The 23,711-nt window shown below is 65.9% G+C and carries 23 protein-coding genes; 5 read left to right on the plus strand and 18 right to left on the minus strand.

Going from position 1 to position 23,711, the window contains the following annotated elements; all coding sequences use genetic code 11:
* Positions 1–61 precede the first annotated feature (61 nt).
* The 3 genes from HMPREF2716_RS24270 to HMPREF2716_RS24280 form a co-directional block, all read right to left on the minus strand.
* Positions 62–265, minus strand: a complete 204-nt coding sequence (locus HMPREF2716_RS24270; protein ID WP_003094856.1) for a YbdD/YjiX family protein — start codon at positions 263–265, stop codon at positions 62–64.
* Positions 266–313: 48 nt separating this feature from the next.
* Positions 314–2,380 carry a carbon starvation CstA family protein gene (locus HMPREF2716_RS24275; protein ID WP_003094859.1) on the minus strand — a complete coding sequence of 689 codons (2,067 nt, stop codon included), beginning with the start codon at positions 2,378–2,380 and terminating at the stop codon, positions 314–316.
* Positions 2,381–2,717: 337 nt separating this feature from the next.
* Positions 2,718–3,224 carry a DUF3015 domain-containing protein gene (locus tag HMPREF2716_RS24280; protein ID WP_003094862.1) on the minus strand — a complete coding sequence of 169 codons (507 nt, stop codon included), beginning with the start codon at positions 3,222–3,224 and terminating at the stop codon, positions 2,718–2,720.
* 202 nt (positions 3,225–3,426) lie between these two features.
* On the opposite strand from HMPREF2716_RS24280, the gene mapZ reads away from it, so the two are divergent.
* On the plus strand, positions 3,427–3,804 hold the full coding sequence (gene mapZ / locus HMPREF2716_RS24285) for a cyclic di-GMP-binding protein MapZ (RefSeq protein ID WP_003094864.1): 378 nt from the start codon (positions 3,427–3,429) through the stop codon (positions 3,802–3,804).
* A gap of 6 nt (positions 3,805–3,810) precedes the next feature.
* On the opposite strand, the gene radA is transcribed toward mapZ, so the two are convergent.
* Positions 3,811–5,172, minus strand: coding sequence for a DNA repair protein RadA (gene radA / locus HMPREF2716_RS24290; RefSeq protein ID WP_016253904.1), 1,362 nt, complete (start codon positions 5,170–5,172; stop codon positions 3,811–3,813).
* A gap of 109 nt (positions 5,173–5,281) precedes the next feature.
* On the opposite strand from radA, the gene HMPREF2716_RS24295 reads away from it, so the two are divergent.
* Positions 5,282–5,716 carry a CopD family protein gene (locus tag HMPREF2716_RS24295; protein WP_003104889.1) on the plus strand — a complete coding sequence of 145 codons (435 nt, stop codon included), beginning with the start codon at positions 5,282–5,284 and terminating at the stop codon, positions 5,714–5,716.
* Positions 5,717–5,777: 61 nt separating this feature from the next.
* Here HMPREF2716_RS24295 and HMPREF2716_RS24300 read toward each other — a convergent pair whose 3' ends face one another.
* From HMPREF2716_RS24300 to HMPREF2716_RS29710, 4 genes are all read right to left on the minus strand, one after another.
* A complete protein-coding gene (locus HMPREF2716_RS24300; RefSeq protein ID WP_003104887.1) occupies positions 5,778–6,032 on the minus strand; it encodes an HP1242/YdcH family protein in 255 nt (84 codons plus the stop codon).
* Positions 6,033–6,106: 74 nt separating this feature from the next.
* Entirely contained in the window at positions 6,107–6,658 is a 552-nt protein-coding gene (locus HMPREF2716_RS24305) for an ankyrin repeat domain-containing protein (protein ID WP_003121338.1), read from the minus strand.
* Positions 6,659–6,711: 53 nt separating this feature from the next.
* Positions 6,712–8,253, minus strand: coding sequence for a catalase KatB (katB, locus tag HMPREF2716_RS24310; protein ID WP_003094881.1), 1,542 nt, complete (start codon positions 8,251–8,253; stop codon positions 6,712–6,714).
* Positions 8,250–8,738 (minus strand): hypothetical protein, encoded by a 489-nt coding sequence (locus HMPREF2716_RS29710; RefSeq protein WP_170869056.1) that lies wholly within the window; start codon positions 8,736–8,738, stop codon positions 8,250–8,252. The genes katB and HMPREF2716_RS29710 overlap by 4 nt, the downstream gene beginning before the upstream one ends.
* Positions 8,739–8,780: 42 nt before the next feature.
* Here HMPREF2716_RS29710 and mscL point away from each other — a divergent pair, with 42 nt between their 5' ends.
* Positions 8,781–9,194, plus strand: a complete 414-nt coding sequence (mscL, locus tag HMPREF2716_RS24320) for a large-conductance mechanosensitive channel protein MscL (RefSeq protein ID WP_003104883.1) — start codon at positions 8,781–8,783, stop codon at positions 9,192–9,194.
* 104 nt (positions 9,195–9,298) lie between these two features.
* Here the strand turns inward: mscL and HMPREF2716_RS24325 are convergent, their stop codons facing one another.
* Together HMPREF2716_RS24325 and HMPREF2716_RS24330 are read right to left on the minus strand one after the other, a co-directional pair.
* Positions 9,299–10,075, minus strand: coding sequence for a ferredoxin--NADP reductase (locus HMPREF2716_RS24325; RefSeq protein ID WP_003110878.1), 777 nt, complete (start codon positions 10,073–10,075; stop codon positions 9,299–9,301).
* Between the two features lie 106 nt (positions 10,076–10,181).
* Complete coding sequence (locus tag HMPREF2716_RS24330) at positions 10,182–11,180, minus strand: DctP family TRAP transporter solute-binding subunit (protein WP_003094894.1); 999 nt, start codon at positions 11,178–11,180, stop codon at positions 10,182–10,184.
* A 327-nt stretch (positions 11,181–11,507) separates the two neighbouring features.
* Between HMPREF2716_RS24330 and HMPREF2716_RS24335 the strand changes: the two genes are divergently transcribed.
* A complete protein-coding gene (locus HMPREF2716_RS24335) occupies positions 11,508–12,632 on the plus strand; it encodes a methyltransferase (protein ID WP_043494982.1) in 1,125 nt (374 codons plus the stop codon).
* Here the strand turns inward: HMPREF2716_RS24335 and HMPREF2716_RS24340 are convergent, their stop codons facing one another.
* Genes HMPREF2716_RS24340 through HMPREF2716_RS24360 form a run of 5 tightly spaced genes read right to left on the minus strand, consistent with a single transcriptional unit; the run spans position 12,633 to position 18,796 of the window.
* A complete protein-coding gene (locus HMPREF2716_RS24340; RefSeq protein ID WP_003094898.1) occupies positions 12,633–13,208 on the minus strand; it encodes a nucleotidyltransferase family protein in 576 nt (191 codons plus the stop codon).
* Positions 13,208–14,179: an XdhC family protein gene (locus HMPREF2716_RS24345; RefSeq protein ID WP_003104873.1), complete on the minus strand. Its 972-nt coding sequence runs from the start codon at positions 14,177–14,179 to the stop codon at positions 13,208–13,210. Before HMPREF2716_RS24345 ends, HMPREF2716_RS24340 begins: the two co-directional genes overlap by 1 nt.
* A gap of 3 nt (positions 14,180–14,182) precedes the next feature.
* Positions 14,183–15,430, minus strand: a complete 1,248-nt coding sequence (locus HMPREF2716_RS24350; protein ID WP_070622032.1) for a cytochrome c — start codon at positions 15,428–15,430, stop codon at positions 14,183–14,185.
* A gap of 2 nt (positions 15,431–15,432) precedes the next feature.
* On the minus strand, positions 15,433–15,972 hold the full coding sequence (locus tag HMPREF2716_RS24355; protein WP_003094903.1) for a (2Fe-2S)-binding protein: 540 nt from the start codon (positions 15,970–15,972) through the stop codon (positions 15,433–15,435).
* Entirely contained in the window at positions 15,965–18,796 is a 2,832-nt protein-coding gene (locus tag HMPREF2716_RS24360; RefSeq protein ID WP_043494976.1) for a xanthine dehydrogenase family protein molybdopterin-binding subunit, read from the minus strand. The genes HMPREF2716_RS24355 and HMPREF2716_RS24360 overlap by 8 nt, the downstream gene beginning before the upstream one ends.
* A 310-nt stretch (positions 18,797–19,106) precedes the next feature.
* On the opposite strand from HMPREF2716_RS24360, the gene HMPREF2716_RS24365 reads away from it, so the two are divergent.
* Positions 19,107–20,318 carry an MFS transporter gene (locus HMPREF2716_RS24365; RefSeq protein ID WP_003094912.1) on the plus strand — a complete coding sequence of 404 codons (1,212 nt, stop codon included), beginning with the start codon at positions 19,107–19,109 and terminating at the stop codon, positions 20,316–20,318.
* A gap of 159 nt (positions 20,319–20,477) precedes the next feature.
* Here the strand turns inward: HMPREF2716_RS24365 and HMPREF2716_RS24370 are convergent, their stop codons facing one another.
* From HMPREF2716_RS24370 to HMPREF2716_RS24380, 3 genes are all read right to left on the minus strand, one after another.
* Positions 20,478–20,867: a hypothetical protein gene (locus HMPREF2716_RS24370; protein WP_003106768.1), complete on the minus strand. Its 390-nt coding sequence runs from the start codon at positions 20,865–20,867 to the stop codon at positions 20,478–20,480.
* A 302-nt stretch (positions 20,868–21,169) separates the two neighbouring features.
* Positions 21,170–22,876 carry a two-partner secretion system transporter CdrB gene (cdrB, locus tag HMPREF2716_RS24375; RefSeq protein ID WP_003094915.1) on the minus strand — a complete coding sequence of 569 codons (1,707 nt, stop codon included), beginning with the start codon at positions 22,874–22,876 and terminating at the stop codon, positions 21,170–21,172.
* A gap of 62 nt (positions 22,877–22,938) precedes the next feature.
* The coding region (locus HMPREF2716_RS24380; RefSeq protein WP_177343808.1) for an MBG-2 domain-containing protein at positions 22,939–23,711 on the minus strand (773 nt) is incomplete at its 5' end.

The following is a 23,711-nucleotide window of genomic DNA, read 5'->3' on the forward strand; positions in this document are numbered from 1 at the left end:
ATGCGCAACTTCCAGAAAAGACGCGGGCCACGTCAGACGTGGCCCGCGGAAGGATGGGGATTCAGCAGCAGCGGATCGGCCGACCCTTGCCGCCACCGTAGCGCGCCTCCTGGCGCTCGCGGAAGAACTCCTCGTAGGTCATCACCGGCTTGTCCGGGTGCTTGTTGCGCATGTGCTCGACATAGGTGTCGTAGTCGGGCATGCCGACCAGCATCCGGGCGGCCTGGCCCAGGTATTTGCCCATGCGGCTGAGGTCGTTGAACATGGCGAGTTCCTCGTTAAGGCTCCCCGGCGAACCGGGGAGCGCGGCCGGTCAGGCGTCGGGAATGGGCTCGAACGGGGTTTCCTTGTCGGTCCGCTCGCTCTTGCCCCAGGCCGCGATGCCGACCTTGATGGCGTAGAACAGTACGCTGAACACCACCAGCAGGAACAGCACGGTCAGACCGGCGTTGATGTAGGCGTTCAGCACCACGTGCTGCATCTGGCCGATATCCTTGGCCGGCGCCAGCACCTGGCCAGCATCCAGCGCGGTGGCGTACTTCTCGCCAAGGGCGACGAAGCCGACCGCCGGGTTGCTGTCGAAGATCTTGATCAGGCCCGCGGTGGTGGTGCAGATCAGCAGCCAGGCCGCCGGCAGGATGGTGACCCAGACATACTGCTGGCGCTTCATCTTGATCAGGACCACGGTGGCGAGCATCAGCGCGATGCCGGCGAGCATCTGGTTGGAAATGCCGAACAGCGGCCACAGGGTATTGATCCCGCCCAGCGGGTCGACCACGCCCTGGTACAGCAACCAGCCCCACAGCGCCACGCAGCCGCCGGTGCCGATGATGTTGGCGGTCCACGACTCGGTCTTCTTCAGCGCCGGCACGAAGTTGCCCAGCAGGTCCTGCAGCATGAAGCGCCCGGCACGGGTGCCGGCGTCCACCGCGGTGAGGATGAACAAGGCCTCGAAGAGGATCGCGAAGTGGTACCAGAAGGCCATGGTGTTCTCGCCCGGCAGCACCTGGTGGAGGATGTGCGCGATCCCCACCGCCAGGGTCGGCGCGCCGCCGGCACGGGCCAGGATGGTGGTCTCGCCGATGTCCTGGGCGGTCTGGGTGAGTTGCTCCGGCGTGATGGCGAAGCCCCAACTGCTGACGGTCGCAGCCACCGCGTTGACGTCGGCGCCGACCACCGCCGGCGGGCTGTTCATGGCGAAGTAGATGCCCGGCTCGATCACCGAGGCGGCGACCATCGCCATGATCGCCACGAAGGACTCCATCAGCATGCCGCCGTAGCCGATGTAGCGGGCGTCGGGCTCGCGGTTGAGCAGCTTCGGCGTGGTCCCCGAGGAGATCAGCGCGTGGAAGCCGGACACCGCGCCGCAGGCGATGGTGATGAACAGGAACGGGAACAGGCTGCCTTTCCAGACCGGGCCGGTGCCGTCGGTGAACTGGGTCAGGGCCGGCATCTTCAGTTCCGGCATGACGATCAGGATGCCGATCGCCAGGCCGATGATGGTGCCGATCTTGAGGAAGGTCGACAGGTAGTCGCGCGGCGCCAGCAGCAGCCACACCGGCAGTACCGAGGCGACGGCGCCGTAGCCGATCAGCATCCAGGTGATCTGGATTCCACTGAAGGTGAAATGCGGCGCCCATTCCGGACTGGCCGCGACCTGCCCGCCGAGCCAGATCGAACCGAGCAGGAGGAACACCCCGATGATCGAGATCTCGCCGATCCGGCCGGGGCGGATGAAGCGCATGTAGACGCCCATGAACAGCGCGATGGGAATGGTCGCGAGGACGGTGAACATGCCCCAGGGGCTGTCGGCCAGAGCCTTCACCACGATCAGCGCGAGCACCGCGAGGATGATGATCATGATCAGGAAGGCGCCGAACAGCGCGATGGTCCCGGCCACCTGGCCCATTTCCTCGCGCACCAGCTCGCCCAGCGAACGGCCGTTGCGGCGGCTGGAGATGAACAGGACCATGAAGTCCTGCACCGCGCCGGCGAGGACTACGCCGGCGATCAGCCAGAGGGTGCCGGGCAGGTAGCCCATCTGCGCGGCAAGGACCGGACCGACCAGCGGACCGGCGCCGGCGATGGCGGCGAAGTGGTGGCCGAAGAGGATGTGCTTGTTGGTCGGGACGTAGTCCAGGCCATCGTTGTTGAGTACCGCGGGAGTGGCGCGATTGGGGTCCAGTTGCATCACCTTGCTGGCGATGAACAGGCTGTAGTAACGGTAGGCGACCAGGTAGATGGCCACCGCCGCCACCACGATCCACAAGGCGTTGATCGCTTCGCCACGACGCAGGGCGACGACGCCCAGGGCCGCGGCGCCCACGATCGCCACCACCAGCCAGGCGAGGTGACGTAGCAGGCTATTGTTATTGTTCATAGTGTTTGGCTTCCGACAGATGGAGGGCGCAGTTCTGCAGCGAAAATTCTAGCCGCGAACCGACCAGGGGTCATACGACCTTAGTCTAGAGCGGTTACCGCGCGATGGCGGTAGGCGCAATGTCGCAGGAATCCGCCGGAAAAGTCCATGGCCGACAAGGGCCGGCCAGGCGAAAACGCTTCGGCGCGACCTTGCCCTCTCCGTAGGAAGCGCCCTGGGAAAACGCCGCATGCCCAAGCCGTTCGTCTGCCGTGGCAACGAAGGCGGCAACCTCCGGCGGGCAGGCCGCGCACACGAAAAAGCCCGCCGTAGCGGGCTCTTTCCTGGGCCTGAGGTCTCAGGCCGGTTGCTTGGCGTAGCGCGCCAGGGTGCCGTCGCGACTCATCACCGCCAGGGTGTTGCTCAGGACCTGTTCGCCCGTCGCATCCTTGCTCGCGAAGATCTCGCCGAAATGCTGCTGGGTGACCTGGGCGAAGTGCGCCCGGTCCTTGGCTTCCACGCCGAGCAGCACGGCATAGGCGTCGAGCGCTTCGCCCTGGCCCTTGGCCATGTCCTCGGCGATGTTGTCGAGCATCCCGTTCATGGCGAAGATCGAGCGGCCGCCGTAGCCCAGGCGTGCATTGGTGTTGCAACCGTTGGTCCCGGAGGTCATGCCGAAGGTGGCGTTGCCCGAGGTACCGTTGGTGGTGGTGGCCAGCAGGTGCGGGAACAGGCCGCGCTGGCCCTCGAACACCATGTTGCCCCAACCACAGCCATTACCGCCTGCCGCGTCGGCGTGTGCCGTCATGCTGCCCAGGCTCAGCAGCCCCAGAACCAACCCCTTGCTCAAAAGTCGCTTGTCCATGTCTGCGCTCCGCAGTTGTATTTTGGAGAAAAACGCTTTAGCAGCTTTGGCGAGACTTGACGAACTGTCAAACTCGGACACATGCCGCCGATCCAGCCGCACAGGCGGGGACGGACGGCACCGCCGATCGAATTCCGCCACTTCCCCGCCGGCATGGCTTGGCTATAGTGGTATCTAGCAGCGCGCACCGAGGGATCGCGACATGAGTGACCAGCACGACGAACGTCGACGTTTCCACCGGATCGCCTTCGACGCCGACAGCGAGATCCTCCAGGGCGAACGGCGCTGGGAGGTCTTGCTCCACGACGTCTCCCTGCACGGCATCCTGGTCGGCCAGCCGCAGGACTGGAACGGCGACCCGCAACGGCCCTTCGAGGCCCGCCTGTACCTGGGCCTGGATGTACTGATCCGCATGGAGATCAGCCTGGCCTGGGCTCGCGACGGCCTGCTCGGCTTCGAATGCCAGCACATCGACCTCGACTCCATCAGCCACCTGCGCCGCCTGGTGGAACTGAACCTGGGCGACGAGGAACTCCTCGAGCGCGAGCTGGCCCTGCTGGTCAGCGCCCACGACGACTGAGGCGGGTCACTCGAAGAGGGCGTCCAGGGCCTGCTCGAGGCGCGTCACGGCGATCACCTGCAATCCCGCCGGCGCCTCCTTCGGCGCGTTGCCGAGGGGTACGATGGCACGCTTGAAACCATGCTTGCCGGCTTCCTTCAGGCGCTCCTGGCCGCTCGGCACCGGACGCACCTCGCCGGACAGCCCGACCTCGCCGAACACCAGCAGGTCGTGCGGCAGCGGGCGGTTGCGCAGGCTGGACATCACCGCCGCCATCAACGCCAGGTCGGAGGCGGTTTCCAGCACCTTGACCCCACCCACCACGTTGAGGAACACGTCCTGGTCGTAGGTCGGGATCCCGCCGTGCCGGTGCAGCACCGCCAGCAGCATCGCCAGGCGGTTCTGGTCGAGGCCCAGGGTCACCCGCCGCGGATTCGCCAGGTGACTGGTGTCGACCAGCGCCTGGACCTCCACCAGCATCGGCCGCGAGCCTTCCCAGGTGGCCATCACCACGCTGCCGGGCACCGCTTCCTGGGCCCGCGTGAGGAAGATCGCCGAAGGGTTGCTCACTTCCTTCAGGCCTTTGTCGGTCATGCCGAACACTCCCAGTTCGTTGACCGCGCCGAAGCGGTTCTTCACCGCCCGCAGCAGGCGCAGGCGGCCGTCTGACTCGCCTTCGAAATACAGTACGGTGTCGACCATGTGTTCGAGCACCCGCGGGCCGGCCAGGGCGCCTTCCTTGGTCACGTGGCCGACCAGGAAGATCGCCGTGCCGCTCTGCTTGGCATAGCGCACCAGCATCGCGGCGCTCTCGCGGACCTGGGCGACGCCGCCCGGCGCCGATTGCAACTGCTCGGTGAAGATGGTCTGGATCGAGTCGATCACCATCACCCGCGGCTGCTCCTGGCGCGCGGTGGCGATGATGGTCTCGATGCTGGTCTCGGTCATCACCTTGAGCTTGTCTTCCGGCAACGACAGGCGCCGCGCGCGCATCGCCACCTGCTGCTGGGATTCCTCGCCGGTGACGTACAGCGCCGGGACGCGGCTGGCCAGGTTGCAAAGGGTCTGCAGGAGAATGGTCGACTTGCCGATGCCGGGATCGCCGCCGATCAGCACCACCGAACCGTCCACCAGGCCGCCGCCGAGAACCCGGTCCAGTTCGGTGGAGCCGGTCGTGAAGCGCGGCATCTCCTCGACGCTGACCTCCACCAGGGTCTTCAGGTTGGCCTGCTGGCCGGCCCAGCCGCCGCGCCCGGAGCCGCTCGGCGCGGCCTCGACGACGGTCTCCACCAGGGTGTTCCAGGCCCCGCAGTCCGCACACTGGCCGGCCCATTTCGGGAAGGTCGCGCCACACTCGGTGCAGCCGTACATGCGCTTGGCCTTGGCCATGGGAACTCCTCTCGCGGGCAAAGCGCAGATGATAGCCGCTGGCTTGATTCCGATCAGCCTCGATCGACCGCGCTTCGCGCGACACTGATGGCCGGACAAGGAGACTTCCATGCGCACACTGCTGTTCCTGCACCTGCTGGGTGCCGCGATCTGGGTCGGCGGCCACCTGGTCCTGGCCCTCGGCATCCTCCCCGGCGCCCTGCGCCGCCGCGATCCCCAGGCGATCCGCGCCTTCGAGCAGGTCTACGAGCGGATCGGCATCCCCGCCCTGCTGCTGCAGGTGGTCAGCGGCCTGTGGCTGGCCAGCCTGTGGCTGCCGTTCGACCACTGGTTCGGCGCCACGTCGGTGGCCCGTGCCCTGCAGCTCAAGCTGCTGCTCCTGGCGGCGACCGCCGCCCTGGGCGTGCATGCGCGCCTGCGCCTGATCCCGAACCTGGACGCCGAGAGCCTGCCGAAGCTGGGCTGGCACATCGCCGCGATCACCCTGGTGGGCCTGGGTTTCGTCGCGGTCGGACAGAGTTTCCGTTTCGGCGGCGCCTTCTGAGCATGCCCACATGAAAAAGGGCGCCGGAGGCGCCCTTTTTCATGCCGTTGTCGTGAATGAATCAATGGCCTTTTCCGTTGGCCTTCCTCAGCCTCTCGGCGATTTCGTCCTTGAGTTGCACCCGTTGCTGCTTCAACCCCTGCAGCGCCAGGTCGTCGAGGGGTTCGCGACCGCCCTCGACCTCATAGATGCGCTTGTCGAGGCTCTCATAGTCCGCCGCCAGGCGAGTGAAGTGGGCGTCGTTGCCATGAAGTTGCTTCAGTTCGGCATGAAAATCCGGAAACTCCCGGGAAAGCGGATGTTGCTCGAGCGGCATGACGGACCTCCTCTGACGTTGTATACGACACCTCCAGACTAGCCCAGCAGGCCTCCTCCGAACATTGCCCCCGATCACCTCGCCGCCGCAGTGCCGTTCAGTTCGCCGCGTCGCAGGCTTTCCACGCTGTTGCCCAGCGCATCGCGGGCGCCAAGGTCGGCACCGCGCGCCGACAGCGCCTGGAGCAGCTCCTCGCGCTCGAACAGCGCCGCGTACATGGCCGCGGTCTGCCCTGCGCCGTTGCGCTGGTCGGGGCTGCATTGCGCGCCGATCAGGCGCCGGGCGATGCGGACCTCGCCCTTGAAGATGGCGCCCATCAGGGCGGTGTTGCCGCGCGCATCCTGGACGCAGGGGTCGGCACCGGCCTCCAGCAATTGTTCCACCGCTCCGCCATGGCCGTGGTAGGCGGCCAGGATCAGCCCGGTATAGCCCTTGGCATCCTGCACATCGAGGTCGAAGCCGGCCTCGACGAACTCCTTCAGCATGGCCTGGTCACCGCGTCGGGCGGCATCGAAGAAGTAGTCGCGCAACCGCGCTTCGACCTCGACCCCATGCACCTCGCCAGCTTGCGCGGCCAGCGCCGCGAGCAGCAAGCCTGCCAGAATCCAACCTCGCATCGTCGTCATCTCCCACCAAACCGATAGAGGAAGGGCGGCCTGGATGGCCGCCCCGGTTGCGATCAATCCTGGAGCTTCGCCGCCAGTTGCCGGACGCGCTGTAGATCGGCCCCGGCCACCTTGGCCAGGCCCGTGCCGTAGTCGCTGTCAGCCTTGTAGAAGTAGGAAAGCATGATGTACTTGCTCTCGTCGTCGGTGATCGCCAACGCCCCGCCGAGACTGGCGATCAGGTCGGCCTGGTCCTTCTTGCCGTAGGAGCGGAACAGCTCGCCGGTCTGCTTGAAGTTCTGCTCGCGCTGGATCTTCGCCTGCTGGGTGGTGCCGCTCAGCGGGGTCCGCACGTAGCGGGCGCTGGCCTGCTCCTCGCGCGGATCGAGCCGGCTCGGCTGGTAGTTCACCCCGCTGGTACTGTGTCCGGCGTTCAGCGCGCCGTCCTGGTTGACGGTATTGACCTCGCTGCGCGGGCGGTTGACCGGCAGGCCCAGGCCGTTGGCGCCGACCCGGTACATCTGGGTATCGGCGTAGGCGAACAGCCGTCCCTGGAGCAGGCGATCCTCGGAGGGCTCGATGCCCGGCACCAGGTTCGACGGCGCCATGGCGACCTGTTCGGTTTCCTGGAAGAAGTTGTCGACGTTGCGGTTCAGCACCATCTGGCCGATCTTGCGCTCGGGAATACCCGGCCAGATCTTGGTCGCGTCCAGCGGGTCGAAGTCGAATTTCGCCAGGTCCTCGGGCTTGAGCACCTGGATGTACAGGTCCCATTTCGGGAAGTCGCCCTTCCGGATCGCGCTCACCAGGTCATTGGTCATGTGGCTGTAGTCGCGCCCCTGGACTTCAGCCACCTGTTTCGGATCGAGGTTCTTCTGGCCCTGCAGGCTCTTCCAGTGGAACTTCACGTAGTGCACTTCGCCCCTGGCGTTGACCAGCTTGTAGGCATGCACGCTGTTGCCGTCCATTTCCCGGTAGCTGGCCGGGGTGCCCTCGTTGGAATACAGCAGGGTCAGGGTGCGGGTCGCCTCCGGCACGTGGGAGAAGAAATCGAAGCGTCGCGAGTCGTCGTCGAGGTTGCTGCGCGGGTCCGGCTTGAAGGCATGGACCATGTCCGGGAACTTGATCGCATCGCGGATGAAGAAGGTCGGGAAGTTGTTGCCCACCAGGTCCCAATTGCCGTCTGCGGTATAGAACTTGGTGGCGAAACCGCGCGGATCGCGCAGGGTTTCCGGGGAGTGGTTGCCGTGCACCACCGCGGAGAAGCGCACGAATACCGGGGTCTTCTCGCCCTTGCGGAAGACCTTGGCCATGCTCAGGTCGCTGATATCGGCACTGGCGACGAACTCGCCATGGGCGCCGGTGCCGCGGGCATGCACCACGCGTTCGGGAATACGCTCGCGGTCGAAACGTTGCAGCTTCTGCAGCAGTTGCACGTCCTGCAGCAGCACCGAACCGTTGGGCCCGGCGGTCTGCGAGTTCTGGTTGTCGCCCACTGGCGCACCGTTGTCACGGGTCAGGGTCGCGGCCTGCACGGACAGCGACAGGAGGCTGGCGGTCAGGCTTGCCGCCACCAGCAGGCGGCCGGGACGGAAGGCGTTCAGGGAAGGGTTCATGGAAGAGCTCCTAATGGCTTGTCAGGCGTCTTGTTGCGCCCGACCAAGGTAAGGAGCGCCGCCGGCGACGCTAAATTGAAAAACCTCACCGCGCCGATTAGGAATATCAATGCGCCCATGAATCGCAAAAAGAAATAAAAAAGACCGCCAGCCGAAGAAAGCCCGCGCTGGTGCCCCAGGCACTCCCAGTTCGCTCGCCGGTAAACGAGTTCACCTTCGTTATTTGCCTGCGAAGTTAGGTCGGAGAACCTCGCCACTCCAACTTCAACTTCCGGCATCTGCATGGCGCAGTTCCAAGTTGCCGAAGTTGCTTTGTCTTCTTTCTTGGCGAATTCCTGAAAATCGACATGAGTGTAATGTTTTTCCTCTAAACTTCGTTTCTCCCCACAAGACCCGACGCAAACGTATGCCTTGCGAATTTTCGCGTTGCCGGGGGGAACCAAAACACCAATCTTCCAGCCTGAGCAACTTGCCGAAGGCTGCATTAGACTGCCTTTACCTATTAGCGAAATACAGGGAGTGAACCCATGGGTCTTCTGAGTGAATTCAAAGCCTTTGCCGTCAAGGGCAATGTCGTGGATATGGCTGTCGGTATCATCATCGGCGCGGCCTTCGGCAAGATCGTCTCGTCCTTCGTGGGCGATGTGATCATGCCGCCGATCGGACTGCTGATCGGCGGAGTCGACTTCTCCGACCTGGCGATAACGTTGAAGGCCGCCGAAGGCGACGTGCCGGCGGTGGTGCTGGCCTATGGCAAGTTCATTCAGACCGTACTCGACTTCGTCATCGTGGCCTTCGCCATCTTCATGGGGGTCAAGGCGATCAACCGCCTCAAGCGCGAAGAAGCCGTCGCGCCGTCCGAACCGCCAGTGCCGAGTGCCGAGGAAACCCTGCTGACCGAGATCCGCGATCTGCTGAAAGCCCAGCAGAACAAGTCGTGATCGCGTCGGCGGAACAATGAAAAAGGGCCCGAACGGGCCCTTTTTCATTGCCGGACAACACGCCGGGCGGCAGCGTTATCCGCCGCTACTGCGCGGGCACGCACCTACCAGTAGTTCTCCACCGCCACCTGCCCCGGGCGCCGCGTCAGACTGAGGTTCATGCCGCGAGCCTTCAGCACGGCGCGGGTGTCCTCGATCATCTGCGGGTTGCCGCAGAGCATCACCCGCGAATGCTCCGGGGTCAGTTCCAGGTCGGCGGCACGCTCCAGATCGCCGTTCTCGATCAGCGTGGTGATACGTCCGTTCAGGCAACCGGGTACCTGCTCGCGGGTCACCACCGGAATGAACTGCAGCTTGTGGGCATGCTCGGCCAGGTATTCGCGCTCGGCGAGGCCGGCGATCAGCTCGCGGTAGGCCAGCTCCTTGCTCTCACGCACGCTGTAGACCAGCTTGATGCTTTCGAAGCGCTCCCAGACTTCGAAGTCCTGCAGGATCGAGACGAACGGCGCCACACCGGTACCGGTGGCCAGCAGCCAAAGGTCACGACCATCCACGAAGCGGTCGAGGGTGAGGAAGCCGAAGGCCTGGCGATCGACCAGCAACTGGTCGCCCTCGCGCAGGCGGCTGAGTTCGCTGGTGAACTCGCCGTCCGGGACGACGATGGAAAAGAAGTCGAGGAATTCGTCATGAGGCGCCGAAACCATCGAGTAGGCGCGCCAGACGATACTGCCGCTGGGCTTGTACACGCCGAGCCGGGCGAATTGCCCGGCGCGGAACCGGAATCCCGCGTCGCGGCTGGTACGCAGGGTGAACAGGTTGGGAGTCAGAGGCTGCACGTCGAGCAGCGTCTGGCGGGTGAATTTCTCTTCGCTGGCGGTCATGGTCCGCTCCGGATACCGATACTCCCCTAGTGTCCCGCAAAGCACCCGGCAGAAACACCCGCAAGGCTTGTGGCTATCCCCGCTGACGGGAATAGCCAGCGGCCGATCAGCGCTTGCGGTTGACCACCTGGGCCGCGCGCAACACGTCACTACCGATCTGCGCCTCGTAGTTCTTCCACAGCGGCTTCATGGCGTTGCGCCAGGCCTCGTGCTCTTCCGCGCTGAGGCTGACCAGACGGCTCTTGCCGGCGGCCAGCAGGTGCTCGCGCTCCTTCTGGTTCAGCGCTTCGGCTTCCTTGTTCACCACCAGGGTGACCTCGTCGACGATGCTCTCCAGTTCGGTGCGGGTCTGGTAGGGGATGCTGGTCCAGAATGCCGAGCTGGTGATCAGCATGTAGCTGAGCGCACCGTGATTGGTCTCGGTGATGTACGGCTGCACGCTGTCGATCTTCTGTCCGGCGAGGTTCGACCAGGTGTTCTCGGTGCCCTGCACGCTGCCGGCCTGCATGGCCTTGAGGGTCTCGGCGTAGGACAACTGCTTGGCGGTGGCGCCGAGCATGGCGAACTGCGCTTCCAGCACCGACGACGGCTGGATACGGAAGACCAGGCCCTTGGCATCGTCCGGCCGGTGCAGCTCGCGAGTGGCGGAAAGCTGCTTCATGCCGTTGTTCCAGTAGGCCAGGCCATAGATACCGTGCTTGGCCATGGAGCGCAGCAGTTCGCGGCTCTTGTCGCGCTTCTGGAAACGCTTCAGGGCCTCCAGGTCATCGAACAGGAACGGCAGGTCGAACACCTGGAGTTGCTTGGTATAGGGCTCGAACTTGGACAGTGAGGTGGCCAGCATCTGCACCTTGTTGGCGCGCAGGGCCTCGATCTCGTCGGCGTCGCCGAACAGCGTCGAGTTGGGGTAGACCTCGACCTTGACCTTGCCCGGCAGACGCTCCTCGGCAAGCTTCTTGAACAACAGCGCCCCCTTGCCCTTGGGCGTGTCGTCGGAGACCACATGGGAGAACTTGATCACGATCGGGCCGGCGTCCTCGGCATGGGCGACGGCGGAAACGGCGAACAGTGCGGCGAGCGCCACACCGACAAACGGCTTGAACATCGATGTACCTGTGCGATGGCAACGACGAGCCCCGCGACGGCTCGCACGGGTCTCGTTCGGAAAACGGGTTGGGTGACGGTCGCCGCTCGAAGTGGCGAAGGCGCCCGTCCAGGCGCTACCGGGTCATGACAGGCGCTATCGAAGCCCTAGCCCGGTTATTATTGGCGTGCCCGGCTGGATGACTCGTCGGTAAGGAAACGACTAACCAGAGCCGGGTAAAGAATTTTTCGGCATATCCGTGTGCCGCACAAGCTGGAGAACTCCAACCAGCTCTCAGTTTCGACAGATTGTTAATTGACGAGCGGGATTCGCCCCGCCGGGAACCCGATGCCTCTATTCGCCACCCCCTTCGCCCAGCTCGATCTGGTCCGCCAGCCCGAGCAGGACGGCGAGCCCCTCCAGGCGTTCGACGCCGCCGACGAATACCTGCTCAACCAGTTGCACGAACGGGGCGTGACGGCGCAATGCCGGGTGCTGGTCCTCAACGACGCCTTCGGCGCCCTCGCCGCGAGCCTGGCGCCGCACGTCCAGGTCACCAGCAGCGGCGATTCGCACCTGGGCTTCCTCGCCCTGCGCAAGAACCTCGCGCGCAACGGCCTCGACCTGGGTTCGGTGCGCTTCGTCCCGGCCAGCGAAACCGCCTTGGGGCCCTTCGATCACGTGCTGGTCAAGGTGCCGAAGACCCTCGCGTTGCTGGAGGAGCAACTGATCCGCCTGCACGGCCAACTGGCACCGGGCGCGCAGGTCGTCGCCGCGGGGATGGTCAAGCACTTGCCGCGCGCCGCCGGCGACCTGCTGGAACGCTACATCGGCCCGATGCACGCTTCGCTGGCGGTGAAGAAGGCCCGCCTGCTGATCGCCGAGGCAGCGGAGCGCCCGCAACCGCGCTCGCCCTATCCGACCCGCTATCGCCTGGAGCAGCCGCCGCTGACGCTGCTCAACCACGCCAACGTATTCTGCCGAGAAGGTCTCGACATCGGCACCCGCGCCTTCCTCCCGCACCTGCCGCGCAGCCTCGGCGCGCTACGCGCCGCCGACCTGGGCTGCGGCAACGGGGTGCTCGGCATCGCCTACGCGCTGCTCAACCCGCAGGCCGAGCTGACCCTGGTGGATGAGTCGTACATGGCCGTGCAGTCGGCACGGGAAAACTGGCAAGCAGCGCTGGGCGAGCGGCCGGCGACGTTCCGCGCCGACGATGGCCTGGCCGGCCAGGCGGCGGGCTCGCTGGACCTGGTCCTGTGCAACCCGCCGTTCCACCAGCAGCAGGTGGTCGGCGACTTCCTCGCCTGGCGCATGTTTCTCCAGGCTCGCGATGCCCTGGCGGCGGGCGGCGAACTGTGGATCGTCGGCAACCGCCACCTGGGCTACCACGCCAAGCTCAAGCGGCTGTTCCGCGGGGTCGAGCAGGTCGCGGCGAATCCGAAGTTCGTGATCCTGAAAGCGGGAAAATAGTCAGCCGAGCGCCGCCGGGGTGTCCACGTCGCGGAGTACGCCCGGATCGTCGCACGGTACCTCGCGCCAGGCCGGACGATGGGCCAGCAGCACGCGGCGCGCGCCCTGGTCGCCGTCCAGTTGCGCAAGCGCGTCCCAGAAAGCGCGGCCGAACAGCACCGGATGACCGCGCTGGCCGTCGTACAGGGGAAACACGATGGCTTCGGGAGTGGCCATCGCGGCCAGACGCTCGAGGGTATCGGCGGCGATCCAGGGCATGTCGCCGAGCAGGACGGCGATGGCCCGGGCCGGGCTGTTCCTCGCCGCCGCGACGCCGGCGGCCAGGCTGTGGCCCATGCCCGACGAGGCGTCGAGGCTGTGGACAAGCCGCTGTTGCGCCGGCAGGCCCAGGCTCGCCGGGGTGTCTCCGGCACGCACCACCACCCGCACCTCGGCGAACGCCTCACGCGCCCGCGCCACGCTGGCCGCCAGCAGGGTCGTGCCATCAGCCAGGCGCGCCAGGCGCTTGTCGCTGCCGAAACGGCGCCCCTGCCCGGCCGCCAGGACCAGGCACAGCACCTCGTCGGCGGCGACCATCAGAGCCGCTCGCGGGGAATGCCGTTGCGGATGCGGAGAATGTCCGCCAGCACCGCCAGGGCGATTTCCGCCGGCGTCTTGCTACCCAGGTTGAGGCCGATCGGCGCGTGGATCCGCGCCAGTTCGGCATCGCCCAGGCCGCCGATGCGCCGCAGGCGCTCGAAGCGTTTCTCCGAGGTCGCCCGCGATCCCATCACGCCGATATAGAAGGCTTCGGTACGCACCGCCTCGAGCATCGCCAGGTCGTCGATCTTCGGATCGTGGGTCAACGCCACCACCGCCGTATCGGCGTGGCAACCGCCGTCGGCGATGAACAGCGAGGGCAGCTCGCGACGGATCTCGATGCCCTCCAGCACCACGCCGCGCAAGGCTTCTTCGCGCGGGTCGCAGAGGATCACCTCGAAGCCCAGGCCCTTGCCGAACTCGGCGCAGGCATGGGCGACGCTGGAATAGCCGGCCAGCAGCAGGCGCTGGGCAGCGCCGACGCGCAAGCGCACGCACTCGCCGTCGCGTTCAGCCCGAGGGCCGTGGCTGGAATCGTCGCGCAGGCTGCGCGCGCCGCTGCCCAGCTCGACCTCGCGCAGCAGGCGGCGCTGACCAAGCAACGCCGACTCCAGCTCGCGCAGATGGGCCTGGACGTCGCAGTCCGGCGCCAGGTTTTCCACCAGTACGTCGAGGATGCCGCCGCAGGGCAGGCGGATGTTCGAGTTCGGGTCGTCGCCCTCGCCGTAGCGCACGATCACCGCGGGATCGGGGAAACCGCCGGCGGCGACCCGCTCGAGGAAATCATCCTCGACGCAGCCGCCGGACAGCGAGCCGATCCATTCACCGCTGGCGTTCACTGCCAGCAGCGATCCCGGCGCGCGGGGCGCCGAGCCGTAGGTCGTGAGCACGGTACAGAACCACACCCGTTCGCCGCCCACGGACCACTTCAGCGCCTTGCGGACCACCTGTAGATCGAGGTGTTGCACGATTCACTTCACCTTGACGGTATGCGCCGAAGCGCTCTCCATCTTCAATTGCGCGACCTGTTGGGGACCGAGGTCACCGGGCAATCCGCCCCAGGTCTGGCGCAGGTAGTTGAGCAGGTCCGTGAGTTGCTCGTCGTCGAGTTTCCCGGCGAAACCGGGCATCGGTTGCATGCGTTCGAAGCCGGTGAACTGCTGTTCGACGATGCCGTCTTCGATCACTCGCAACAGATTACGCGGGTCTTGCAGGCGCAGGGTAGTGTTGCCGTTCATCGCCACCGCGATATGCGGCTTGCCCTCGCCTTCGCCGCCGTGGCAGCCGGCGCAGACGTTGAGGTACTGCTGGCGACCGCGCTTGCCGCTGTCGTTCAGCTGCGCCTCGGGCAGCGCCTGGACCACCTTGGCCGGCGGCGGCTGGTCGCCGAGCAGGTAGGTGGCCATGGCTGCCAGGTCGCTGTCGTCGAGGTGCTGGGTGCTGTGGTGCACCACCGGGAACATCTCGTTGAACATGCTGCCCTGGGCGCTCATGCCGTGCTTGAGGAAGCTCGCCAGGTCCGGCTGGGTCCAACCGCGCGCGGCAAGGTCGCCGGGCAGCAGGCTGGGCGCCAGGTAGCTGCTGAGCAGGCCGCCGCTCAGGCGCTTGTCCTGCTCCAGGGCGCCGGCCAGGTTGCGCGGGGTATGGCACTCGCCGCAGTGGCCGAGCACCTCGACCATGTACTGCCCGCGCTTCCAGGCCTCGCTGCGCCCTTCCTCCGGCTGCAAACGCACGCTCTTGCCGTAGAGCAGGTTCCAGCCGGCCAGGCCCATGCGCACGTTGAACGGGAAGCTCAGGCTGGTCTGCGGCGCCGGCCGGGCGATCGGCTCCTGGGCCATCAGGTAGGCGTAGATGGCGTCGGCATCCTCGCGCTCGATCAGGTGATAGGAGGTGTAGGGCATCGCCGGATAGAGGTAGGCGCCGTCCTTGCGCTTGCCCTCGGTAAGAGCGGCGAAGAACTCGTCGGCGCTGTAGGCGCCGATGCCGTGTTCCTTGTCCGGGGTGATGTTGGTGCCGTAGATGGTGCCGAACGGCGACTGGATCGGCAGCCCGCCGGCGAACGGCGCGCCGCCCTCGGCGGTATGGCAGGCCATGCAGTCGGCGGCACGGGCGAGGTATTCGCCGCGCTTGACCAGCGCCGCGTCGGCGCCGGCGGCGGAGGCCAGGAACGGCGACAGCGCGGCCAGCGCCAGGGCGAGGCCGGAAAGGGTCCGCTTCATCCTCAAGCCTCCTTGACCAGGCCGAGTTCGTCGAGCACGTCGCGGGTGGCGCTGTAGTAGCGCACGTAGCCGGTGCAACGGCAGATGTGATGGCCGAGGCTGTCCTCGATCGCCTGCTCCAGCTCGCTGCGCTTGATCGGCTGGCGCTGGGCTTTTTCCACCAGCACGGTGGCGGCGTTGACGAAGCCCGGCGCGCAATAGCTGCACTGGAAGGCGAACTGGTCGACGAACTTCTGCTGGATCGGGTTCAGCTCGCGGATGTCGCCATTCTCGTCGCGCTGGGCATGGCCCTCGATGGTGCGAACCTTCTTGCCGTCGAAGTAGTGCGCGCCGGTGATGCAGGTGCGCACTTCCTCGCTGGTGCCGTCCGGATTGTCGACGATCACCACGCAGGCATGGCAGATGCCCTGGCCACAGCCCAGGCGCGAGCCGGTGAGGTTCTGGTATTCGTGCAGGTAGTCGATCATCGGCAGGTCTTCGGCGACCTCCACCGGACCGACGGCTTGACCGTTGAGGGTCATCTGGAGCTTGCGGTTAGCCATGGAGGGCCTCCTTGATGCGGGCGGGAGTGATGGGCAGGTCGCGGACGCGCTTGCCGGTGGCGTGCGCCACGGCGTTGGCGATGGCGCCGACCACCGGGATCATCACCACCTCGGCGATGCCCTTGGCCGGATCGGTCGGCGACAGCGGCGGGAGGATCTCCGCCGTCTGGTTCCAAACCGCCACGTCCTTCGCCCGCGGCAACCGGTAGCGGTTGAAGTTCCAGTCCCCTTCCGCAGGGCCGCCCTCGTAGAGCGGCATTTCCTCCAGCAGCGCATGGCCGATACCCATGGCGATGCCGCCCTCCAGCTGGCCCTTGACCAGCTCCGGCACCAGCACCCGGCCGCACTCGATCCAGGAATGGTGGTCGAGCACCTGCACCTCGCCGCTGCCCTTGTTCACCTTCAGCTCGACCAGGGTCGCCACCGGACTGTAGTAGGTGACCATCGCGTTGTTCAGCTGGGTCGCCGGATAAGCCGGATTCTGCCGGTCGAGCAGGTGGAAGCCGGCGCTGTTCATCATCGCCTTCTTCACTCCCGGCGCGCCGTCGCCGTACTTCACCGCCATGGCGTCGAGCGGCAGGCGCTCGCGCACGCCATCGATGACGAAATCCGCCTCGGCCCAGCTCCAGCGGTTGAAGCCGTGGACGCTGACGCCGGTGACCAGGCCCATCTCGTGGGCCTTCTTCGCCAGCTCGGCGAAGGGAATCGGCGCCAGGCCGTTGCCGGTCAACTGGCCGTCGACCCATACCGCGTTTTCGCGGCGCACCACATAGGGATTGGCCTGGCCGCCGAACGGACCGCTGCGCCACAGCTCCAGGGCCGCCGGCCACAGGCCGTGGTTGAACAGCACGCGCGCGGCTTCGCGGGTGGCGTGGCTGAAATAGAACGCCGAGTTGGTCGCCGACGACGGCGAGGCCAGCTTGCCGACCCAGCGCGGATCGCGTAGCGCGGCGTCCTGCTCGGCCTGGCTCATCAGGTAGGGATTGCCCTTGGTGGTGAGCCGCAGCTCGGGCCATTCGGTCTCGGCGGTCTTCACCTCGTCCGCCGGACGGCCGAGGAAGTCGCCGACCACGAAGGCCTGCGAGGTGGACATCCCGGTACCGATCTCGGTGCCGATGTGGCGCAGGCTGATGCGCCCGTCGGCGCTGAACTCGATGCTCGCCATCGGCGCCTCGGCGCCGGTGCCGAAGTCCTTCTGGCAAATGGCGAAGCCGACCCCATACCAGTTGTCCGGGTCTTCCGCGTCGAAGCGCTTCTTGCGTGCGTCGCGGTCCTTCCAGACCTCGTGGGCAGCGGCCTTGTCGAGGATCTCGTGCAGGCGCAGGGCACCGGCCGGGACCGCGCCCTGGGTGTTCTTCATGCCCGAGCGCAGGGCGTTGCGACGACGCAGGTCGATGGCGTCGACGCCCAGCCGGCCAGCGATCTCGTCGACCATCATCTCGGTCGCGGCCATGGTCTGCAGGGTACCGTAGCCGCGCATCGAGCCGGCCTCCACGCCGCGCGAATGATAGGCGGTGACCGCCAGGTCGTTCTGCGGCATGTAGTAGATCGACTGCGCGGCGGTGGCGCCCACCGCCGCCACCGAGGCGCTGTAGTTGGCGCGCCCGCCGCCGTCGGCGCTCATGTCGGCGCGGAAGATGCGGAAGCCGAGGTCGTTCCTGTCTACCGCCAGTTGGTAGCGGATGTCGAACGGGTGGCGCTTGATGCCGCTCTGGAACTGCTCGTAGCGGTCGTTGGCCAGGCGCACCGGCACACCCTCGCCATAGAGCGCGGCGAGCGCGGCATAGAAGACGAAGATGTTGTTGTCCTTGGAGCCGTAGCCGACGGTATAGCCCGGATGGATGTTGAGCTTCTCCAGGGCGAAGCGCGACGGCTTGATCATGTGCACGCTTTCGTAGGCGACTTCGAACGGGCACTGGGTGGCGACCACGAAGTGCAAGGTCTTGCTCGCCGCGTCGTACCAGCCGTTGCCGTTGTCCGGCTCCAATGCCGCCGGCTCGATCGATGGAGTCTTGTAGCGCTCGTCGAAGACCAGCCAGTCCTGCGGCGGGTTTTCCAGTTGCTCGGCCATGCGCTTGGCATGGAACAGCCCCTGCTCGGTGAGGTCGCCGTGCAGCTTCGGCTCGCGGGTCCATACCGGTTTGCGGTTGAGGATGGTGGGGAACAGCATCGAGTCCTTCAGGCTGGAGAACTCGTCGTCCTCGTAGGGCGTCTTGCCGCCGACCCGGACGAAGCGATAGCTGCCGTAGGGATCGCCCTGGTACAGCGGGGACTGGGCGCCATAGCGGATCGCCTTGTCGTTGAACTTGAGCTTGAGCTTGGCCCGGCGGAAGCGCTCGAAGTCGTTCCAGATCAGGATCGCCACCGGATGGCCGATGAACATCGGCACCTTGCCCGGCGGCAGGAGCGGATCGGGCGAATGCGCCTCGGGGAAGACGATGCCGTCCTTCTCCAGGTCGGCGGCGGTGACGATACGGTCCGGCTGCAACTCGGCGCCCAGCCAGGAAAGGTCGTGGCCTTCGTAGATGCGGTCGGCGCGAACGGTCTTCAGCAACATGGCGTGGCCTTGCTGCTGCGGCCAGCCGGGCATGTCCCTGGCGCGGATATCGCGGGCGAACACCTTGTTGCCGCAGACCTTGGACAAGGCGTCGTTACGGAAACGGACCTGACCGTTGCCCGCCATCCAGCGCTGGGCGGAAACGGTCACCTGGTTCTCGAACAAGGCAGCGAACGCCTGGCTGCCGAGCGGCGCCAGGGTGACACCCACGCCGGCGATCAACCCGCCCTGGAGAAAGGCGCGCCGGGATATATCACGGTTGGACATGCAAGTTCCTCTGGGTGGTACGGTTCCCACCCATGTCGTTATTCAGGCTTGAACAGCTCGTCCGGACGGACGAGGTGGAGCACGCAGGCGGAAAAACCTGACTCAGGAGTTAATTTTAGCGACAAGTCGCACCCGAGGAAAAGTCCCGTCTACCGCTGGAAGGCCCCATGGACACTCGACTTTGGTCGCCTGCCAGGCCGGCTCCAACCTTTTCGTGCGTTTCTCTGAATCTTCGATTTCGGCAATGGCAACAGCCAAGAGGTAACCACATGTTACTCTCCGCCCTCCTCTCGAAACGCCCGACCCCCGCATGTCCAGCCAACCCAGCTCCCTGCTCCGCCATCGTCCCTTCCTCGCCTTCTGGCTGGCCCGCGTCTGCACCGCCAGCGGCTTCCAGATGCTCACCGTGGCCATCGGCTGGCACATCTACGAACTGACCGGCAATGTCCTCGACCTGGGCCTGGTAGGCCTGGTCGAATTCCTCCCGCGAGTACTGTTCATGCTCCACACCGGGCATGTTGCCGACCGCTACGACCGACGCAGGATCGCCGCCCTCTGCCAGGCCGGCCAGGCCCTGGTGGCGGTGGCACTGGTGCTCGGCGCGGCTTCGGGAGAGATCACCCGCAACATGATCTTCGTCCTCGCCTTCGCCCTCGGTACCGCCCGCGCCTTCGAAATGCCGACCACCCAGGCGCTGCTGCCGAACCTGGTACCGGCCGGGCTGTTCCCGCGCGCGGTGGCCGCTTCGGCTTCGGCGATGCAGGCGGCGACCATTGCCGCCCCGGCCCTCGGCGGCCTGCTCTATGCGTTCGGTGCCTCCTGGGTCTACGTGCCGACCGCGACTCTCTACGTCCTCGCGTGCGTCCTGACGCTCAGCCTGCCGGTACGCAACCAGCCGCTCACCCAGGGCAAGGCCACCCTCGACTCGCTGCTCGCCGGCATCCGTTTCATCCGCAGCCGACCGGACATCTTCGGGGCAATCTCCCTCGACCTGTTCGCCGTGCTCCTCGGCGGCGCCACCGCCCTGCTCCCGGTGTTCGCCAAGGACATCCTGCTCACCGGGCCCTGGGGCCTCGGCCTGCTGCGCTCGGCTCCAGCGGTGGGCGCCCTGGCGATGTCGTTCTGGCTGGCGCACTTCAGCATCGAACGCAACGTCGGGCGGATCATGTTCCTCTCCGTGGGCATCTTCGGCCTGGCAACCATCGCCTTCGGCCTGTCGAAATCGTTCTGGCTGTCCCTCGGCGTGCTGGTGGTACTCGGCGCCGCGGACATGGTCAGCATGGTCATCCGCGGCGCCTTCGTGCAGCTCGAAACCCCCGACGAGATGCGCGGCCGGGTCAGCGCGGTGAACGGCCTGTTCATCGGCGCCTCGAACCAGCTCGGCGAGTTCGAGTCCGGGCTCACCGCACACTGGTTCGGCACGGTACCGGCAGTGGTCCTTGGCGGGATCGGCACCCTGGTGGTCACCGGAGCGTGGATGAAGCTGTTCCCTAGCCTGGCGCAACGCGACCGCCTGCACTGAGGCCAATGCCGTCGCGCGCCGCTGCCCCGACAGCGGCGTATCGGCGATAACGCCTGGGGCGTTATCCGTCCTCCCCATGGAACACCGCACCTTCTCGGCAATAAGAAAGCCCGGCATCGAGCCGGGCTTTTCTCGCACCTTGCGGCGTGATCCGCGGTGTCAGGCGGGGCGCCGCATCTCCCGATGCAGGCGGTCGACGGTGCGCTCGCTACCGTTGTCGGCCAGGCGCAGATCGACGCGCCCCATGTCCTTGTGCAGACGGTCGACGGTCTGTTCGCTGCCGTTCTCGGCCAGGCGCGCCTCGCGGCTGGTCATGTCGCGGTGCAAGCGATCGATGGTCTGCTCGCTGCCGCTTTCGGCGACCCGGCGTTCTTCCTGGACGCGCGGCGCCTGGGTCTTGCGCAGGCGTTCGAGGGTACGGTCGGAACCGTCGGAGGCGATCAGTTGTTGGGCACCGCGCAGGGCGATGGATTCGACCCGCGGTGCAGCGAAGGCGGCATTGGCGGTCAGGGTAGCAAGGGCGATGGCGAGGATCAGCGGGCGTTTCATGGCAGTGGCTCCAGGTATTCGTTACGTGGGGCCATTCTCTGTTCGGGAAACTCGATTGGAAAACGAAGCGCGCCAATAGTATTCATCGACGTTTGAAATAGTGCGAAGAACCGCTCTAGTACAGGAGTTACAGCAAGAATACGCCTCTCCGACCGGCCTTGGCACGGATTGACGGCATCGATATGAAAAATCGAAGAAATCGAAAGTTTGAGAAGAACACTCGGAATTGAGCACGAACCTCCCTCTCCGCAGAACCGGAGAGGGGCTCCGTCAGCAGCCTCCGGAACGGAGGCCGGCAGGGTTCAGAAGCGCGCCACCACGTTGAACAGGACCCGCGTCTCGCGCTTCCCATCGCGCTGGTCGGCTGGCTCGCCGATGACCTGGCGGGCAATCTCCGGGTTGAACGACAACTGGTCGGTGAGGTTGAAGCGCACCCCGGCACCGATCGAGCCGAGCTTCTGCTGCTCGTCATCGTCCACGTCGAGGTTGTAGGTCTTGCCCCAGTCGTAGAAAGCGTAGGCCTGGTAGCTGCGCAGCCAGCTATAGCCCACCGCCTGGCCATAGCGCGGTTCGAGCTTCAGGGCGAAGCCACGGTCACCGGTGATGTTGCCCGGGGCGAAGCCGCGACCGATCCCGCTGCCGCCGACGCCGAAGCGCTCGCTCGGCAGCAACGGGTCGAAGCTGTACTGCCATTGCAACTCGCCATACACCGACCAGGGTCCGCCGAGCCCTTGCAGACGCCCGATGTTGCCGTTGAGATAGACGAAACGTCCGTCGGCCACTTCGCGGGAACGACGTTCATCGTCCTTCTTGGTCGCGCCCCACATGTCCAGGCCGATGTTGTTGCGCACCTCCGCCAGGTTGATGCCCATCCAGCGGTCGACCCAGTCATAGGTCAGGCGTTGCTGGAACACCCGCACATGGTCACGACCGGGGTTCGAGGCGTCGCTGGCGAAGTCGCGCAGGCGGGTCTCGGTATCCTTCCACTGCAACGCCAGGCCGCCGCTCAGGTTCTGCGAGCGCGAGCGGATGAAGGGATGGTTGTAGGAAATGCTGCCTTCGGTGCTCTTGCTGACGCTGTCGAAGGGGAATACCGAGTCCGGGATGTCCGGGTTGACCTTCGAATAGGAACCCATGATCTGCAGGGTATCGCCGGCGAACATGCCGCCCAGCGGCAACGTGCCGCGCAACTGGATGTAGCGGGTGGCATCGCTGAACGGCGAGATCGCACCGAGCACGTCGATCTGCTCGTAGAAGCCCAGGCGGGAGAACTCGGTGGCGCCGAAGGCCAGGGTGGTCGGGTCGGTGTAGTGCGAACCGCGGTTGTCGAGGCTGACGAAGCCTTCGTATCGCTGCTGCTGCAAGGCCACGTCGAGGTTCGACGAGCCCAGCGCCTGACCCGGGCTGAGCACGCTCTGCACGTTGACCCCCGGCAGGTCGCCGACCAGCAGCAGGCCGCGCTCCAGGGTATCGGCATCCAGCGGACGTTTTTCGGTCAGCGGTGCGAGCAGTTCCTCCACCCGCACCCGCGGCCCATCGACGGTTCCCTTGATCTGCACGTGTTCGAGGTAACCCTCGATCACCTGCAGGCGTACCTTGCCGCCCTCGATGCTCTGCTCCGGCACCACTACCTGGGTCAACAGGTAGCCGTCCTGGCGGTACTTGGCGGTGAGGCGGTTGGCCAGGTCGACCAGTTCGGCCAGGGACACCTGCTTGCCGAGCATATGCTGGTAATAGGACTCGAGCACCGCCTTGTCATAGCGGGTGTTGCCTTCGATGCGTATCTCGCGCAGTTCGAAGCGGATCTGTTCGCTGCCTTGCGGCGCGACCTGCTTGGGCACCACCAGCGGCGCCTCGGGCTTGGCCTGCGGCTCGCTGCGGGGCTTGAAGCGTTCATCGAGCTGGGATGGCTGTACAGTCCCTGGCAACTCCACGGCGGCGGCGGAAGCTGCCAGCATCCCGCAGCCACAGAGCGTCACCCAGCGAAGCGTCCATTGCGAAGGTTTCATCATTCACCTCGGGCAGATGACGCACTACCGCCCGGAGACGATAGTGCGCATTGCGAAAAGGGTTAGAAATTCAGAGGCTTGTTGAAGCAGCTCCAGTAGTCGGCCAGGTAGCTCTGGTTCGAGCAACCCGCCCCACTCTCGGCTTCTGCCCTGAGCGGACGATCGGTGAACTGCCCCACCCGCTTGGCGCTGGCGTCCTCCGCCGGACCCGCGGCGGTAGCCGGCAGCAGGTTAGGATCGCTGACGTCCATGCCCAGAGCGTAGGCGCGCAGGAACGGGTTTTCGAGGAACGGGTTTTCCAGCGTGGTGGTGCGGTAGACCGCATCCCCGGGGGTATCCGGATCGCGCCCCTTCTGCAGTTCGCGCAAGTCGGAGAGCGCTGCCAGTTGCCCCAGGTCGCCCGGCGTGACCGGCAGCGGCAGGATGCTCAGCAGGTTGCCCTGGTAGTTGAGCTGGTAGTTGCCGCTGGTGAGGGCAAGCCCACCCTGGAGGATGTCGTACTGGCCTACGGCTTCGCCGCCCACCCGACCGAGCCCGCCGGCGAGCACCTGACCGGCGCTATCGCCATTCTTCAGGCCGGAAACCTGATAGGTCAGCGCCGGGTCGGCGGTGCCGACCTGCTTGCTCTTGGCATCGGCGAATACGTTGAGCAGCGCCTTGGTGATGGTCAGGTCATTACCCTGGTAGGCTAGGTCATAGTTGCCACTGGTCAGCACCAGGCCGCCCTGGTTGATGCCATACACACCCACGTTCTCGCCTGCGTCGCGGTTCAGCCCGCCGGCCAGGATCGAGCCGGCGCTGTCACCGTTCTTCAGGCCGCTGACCTGGTAGGTCA

It is taken from the genome of Pseudomonas sp. HMSC076A11 (assembly GCF_001810205.1).
Taxonomy (GTDB): domain Bacteria; phylum Pseudomonadota; class Gammaproteobacteria; order Pseudomonadales; family Pseudomonadaceae; genus Pseudomonas; species Pseudomonas aeruginosa.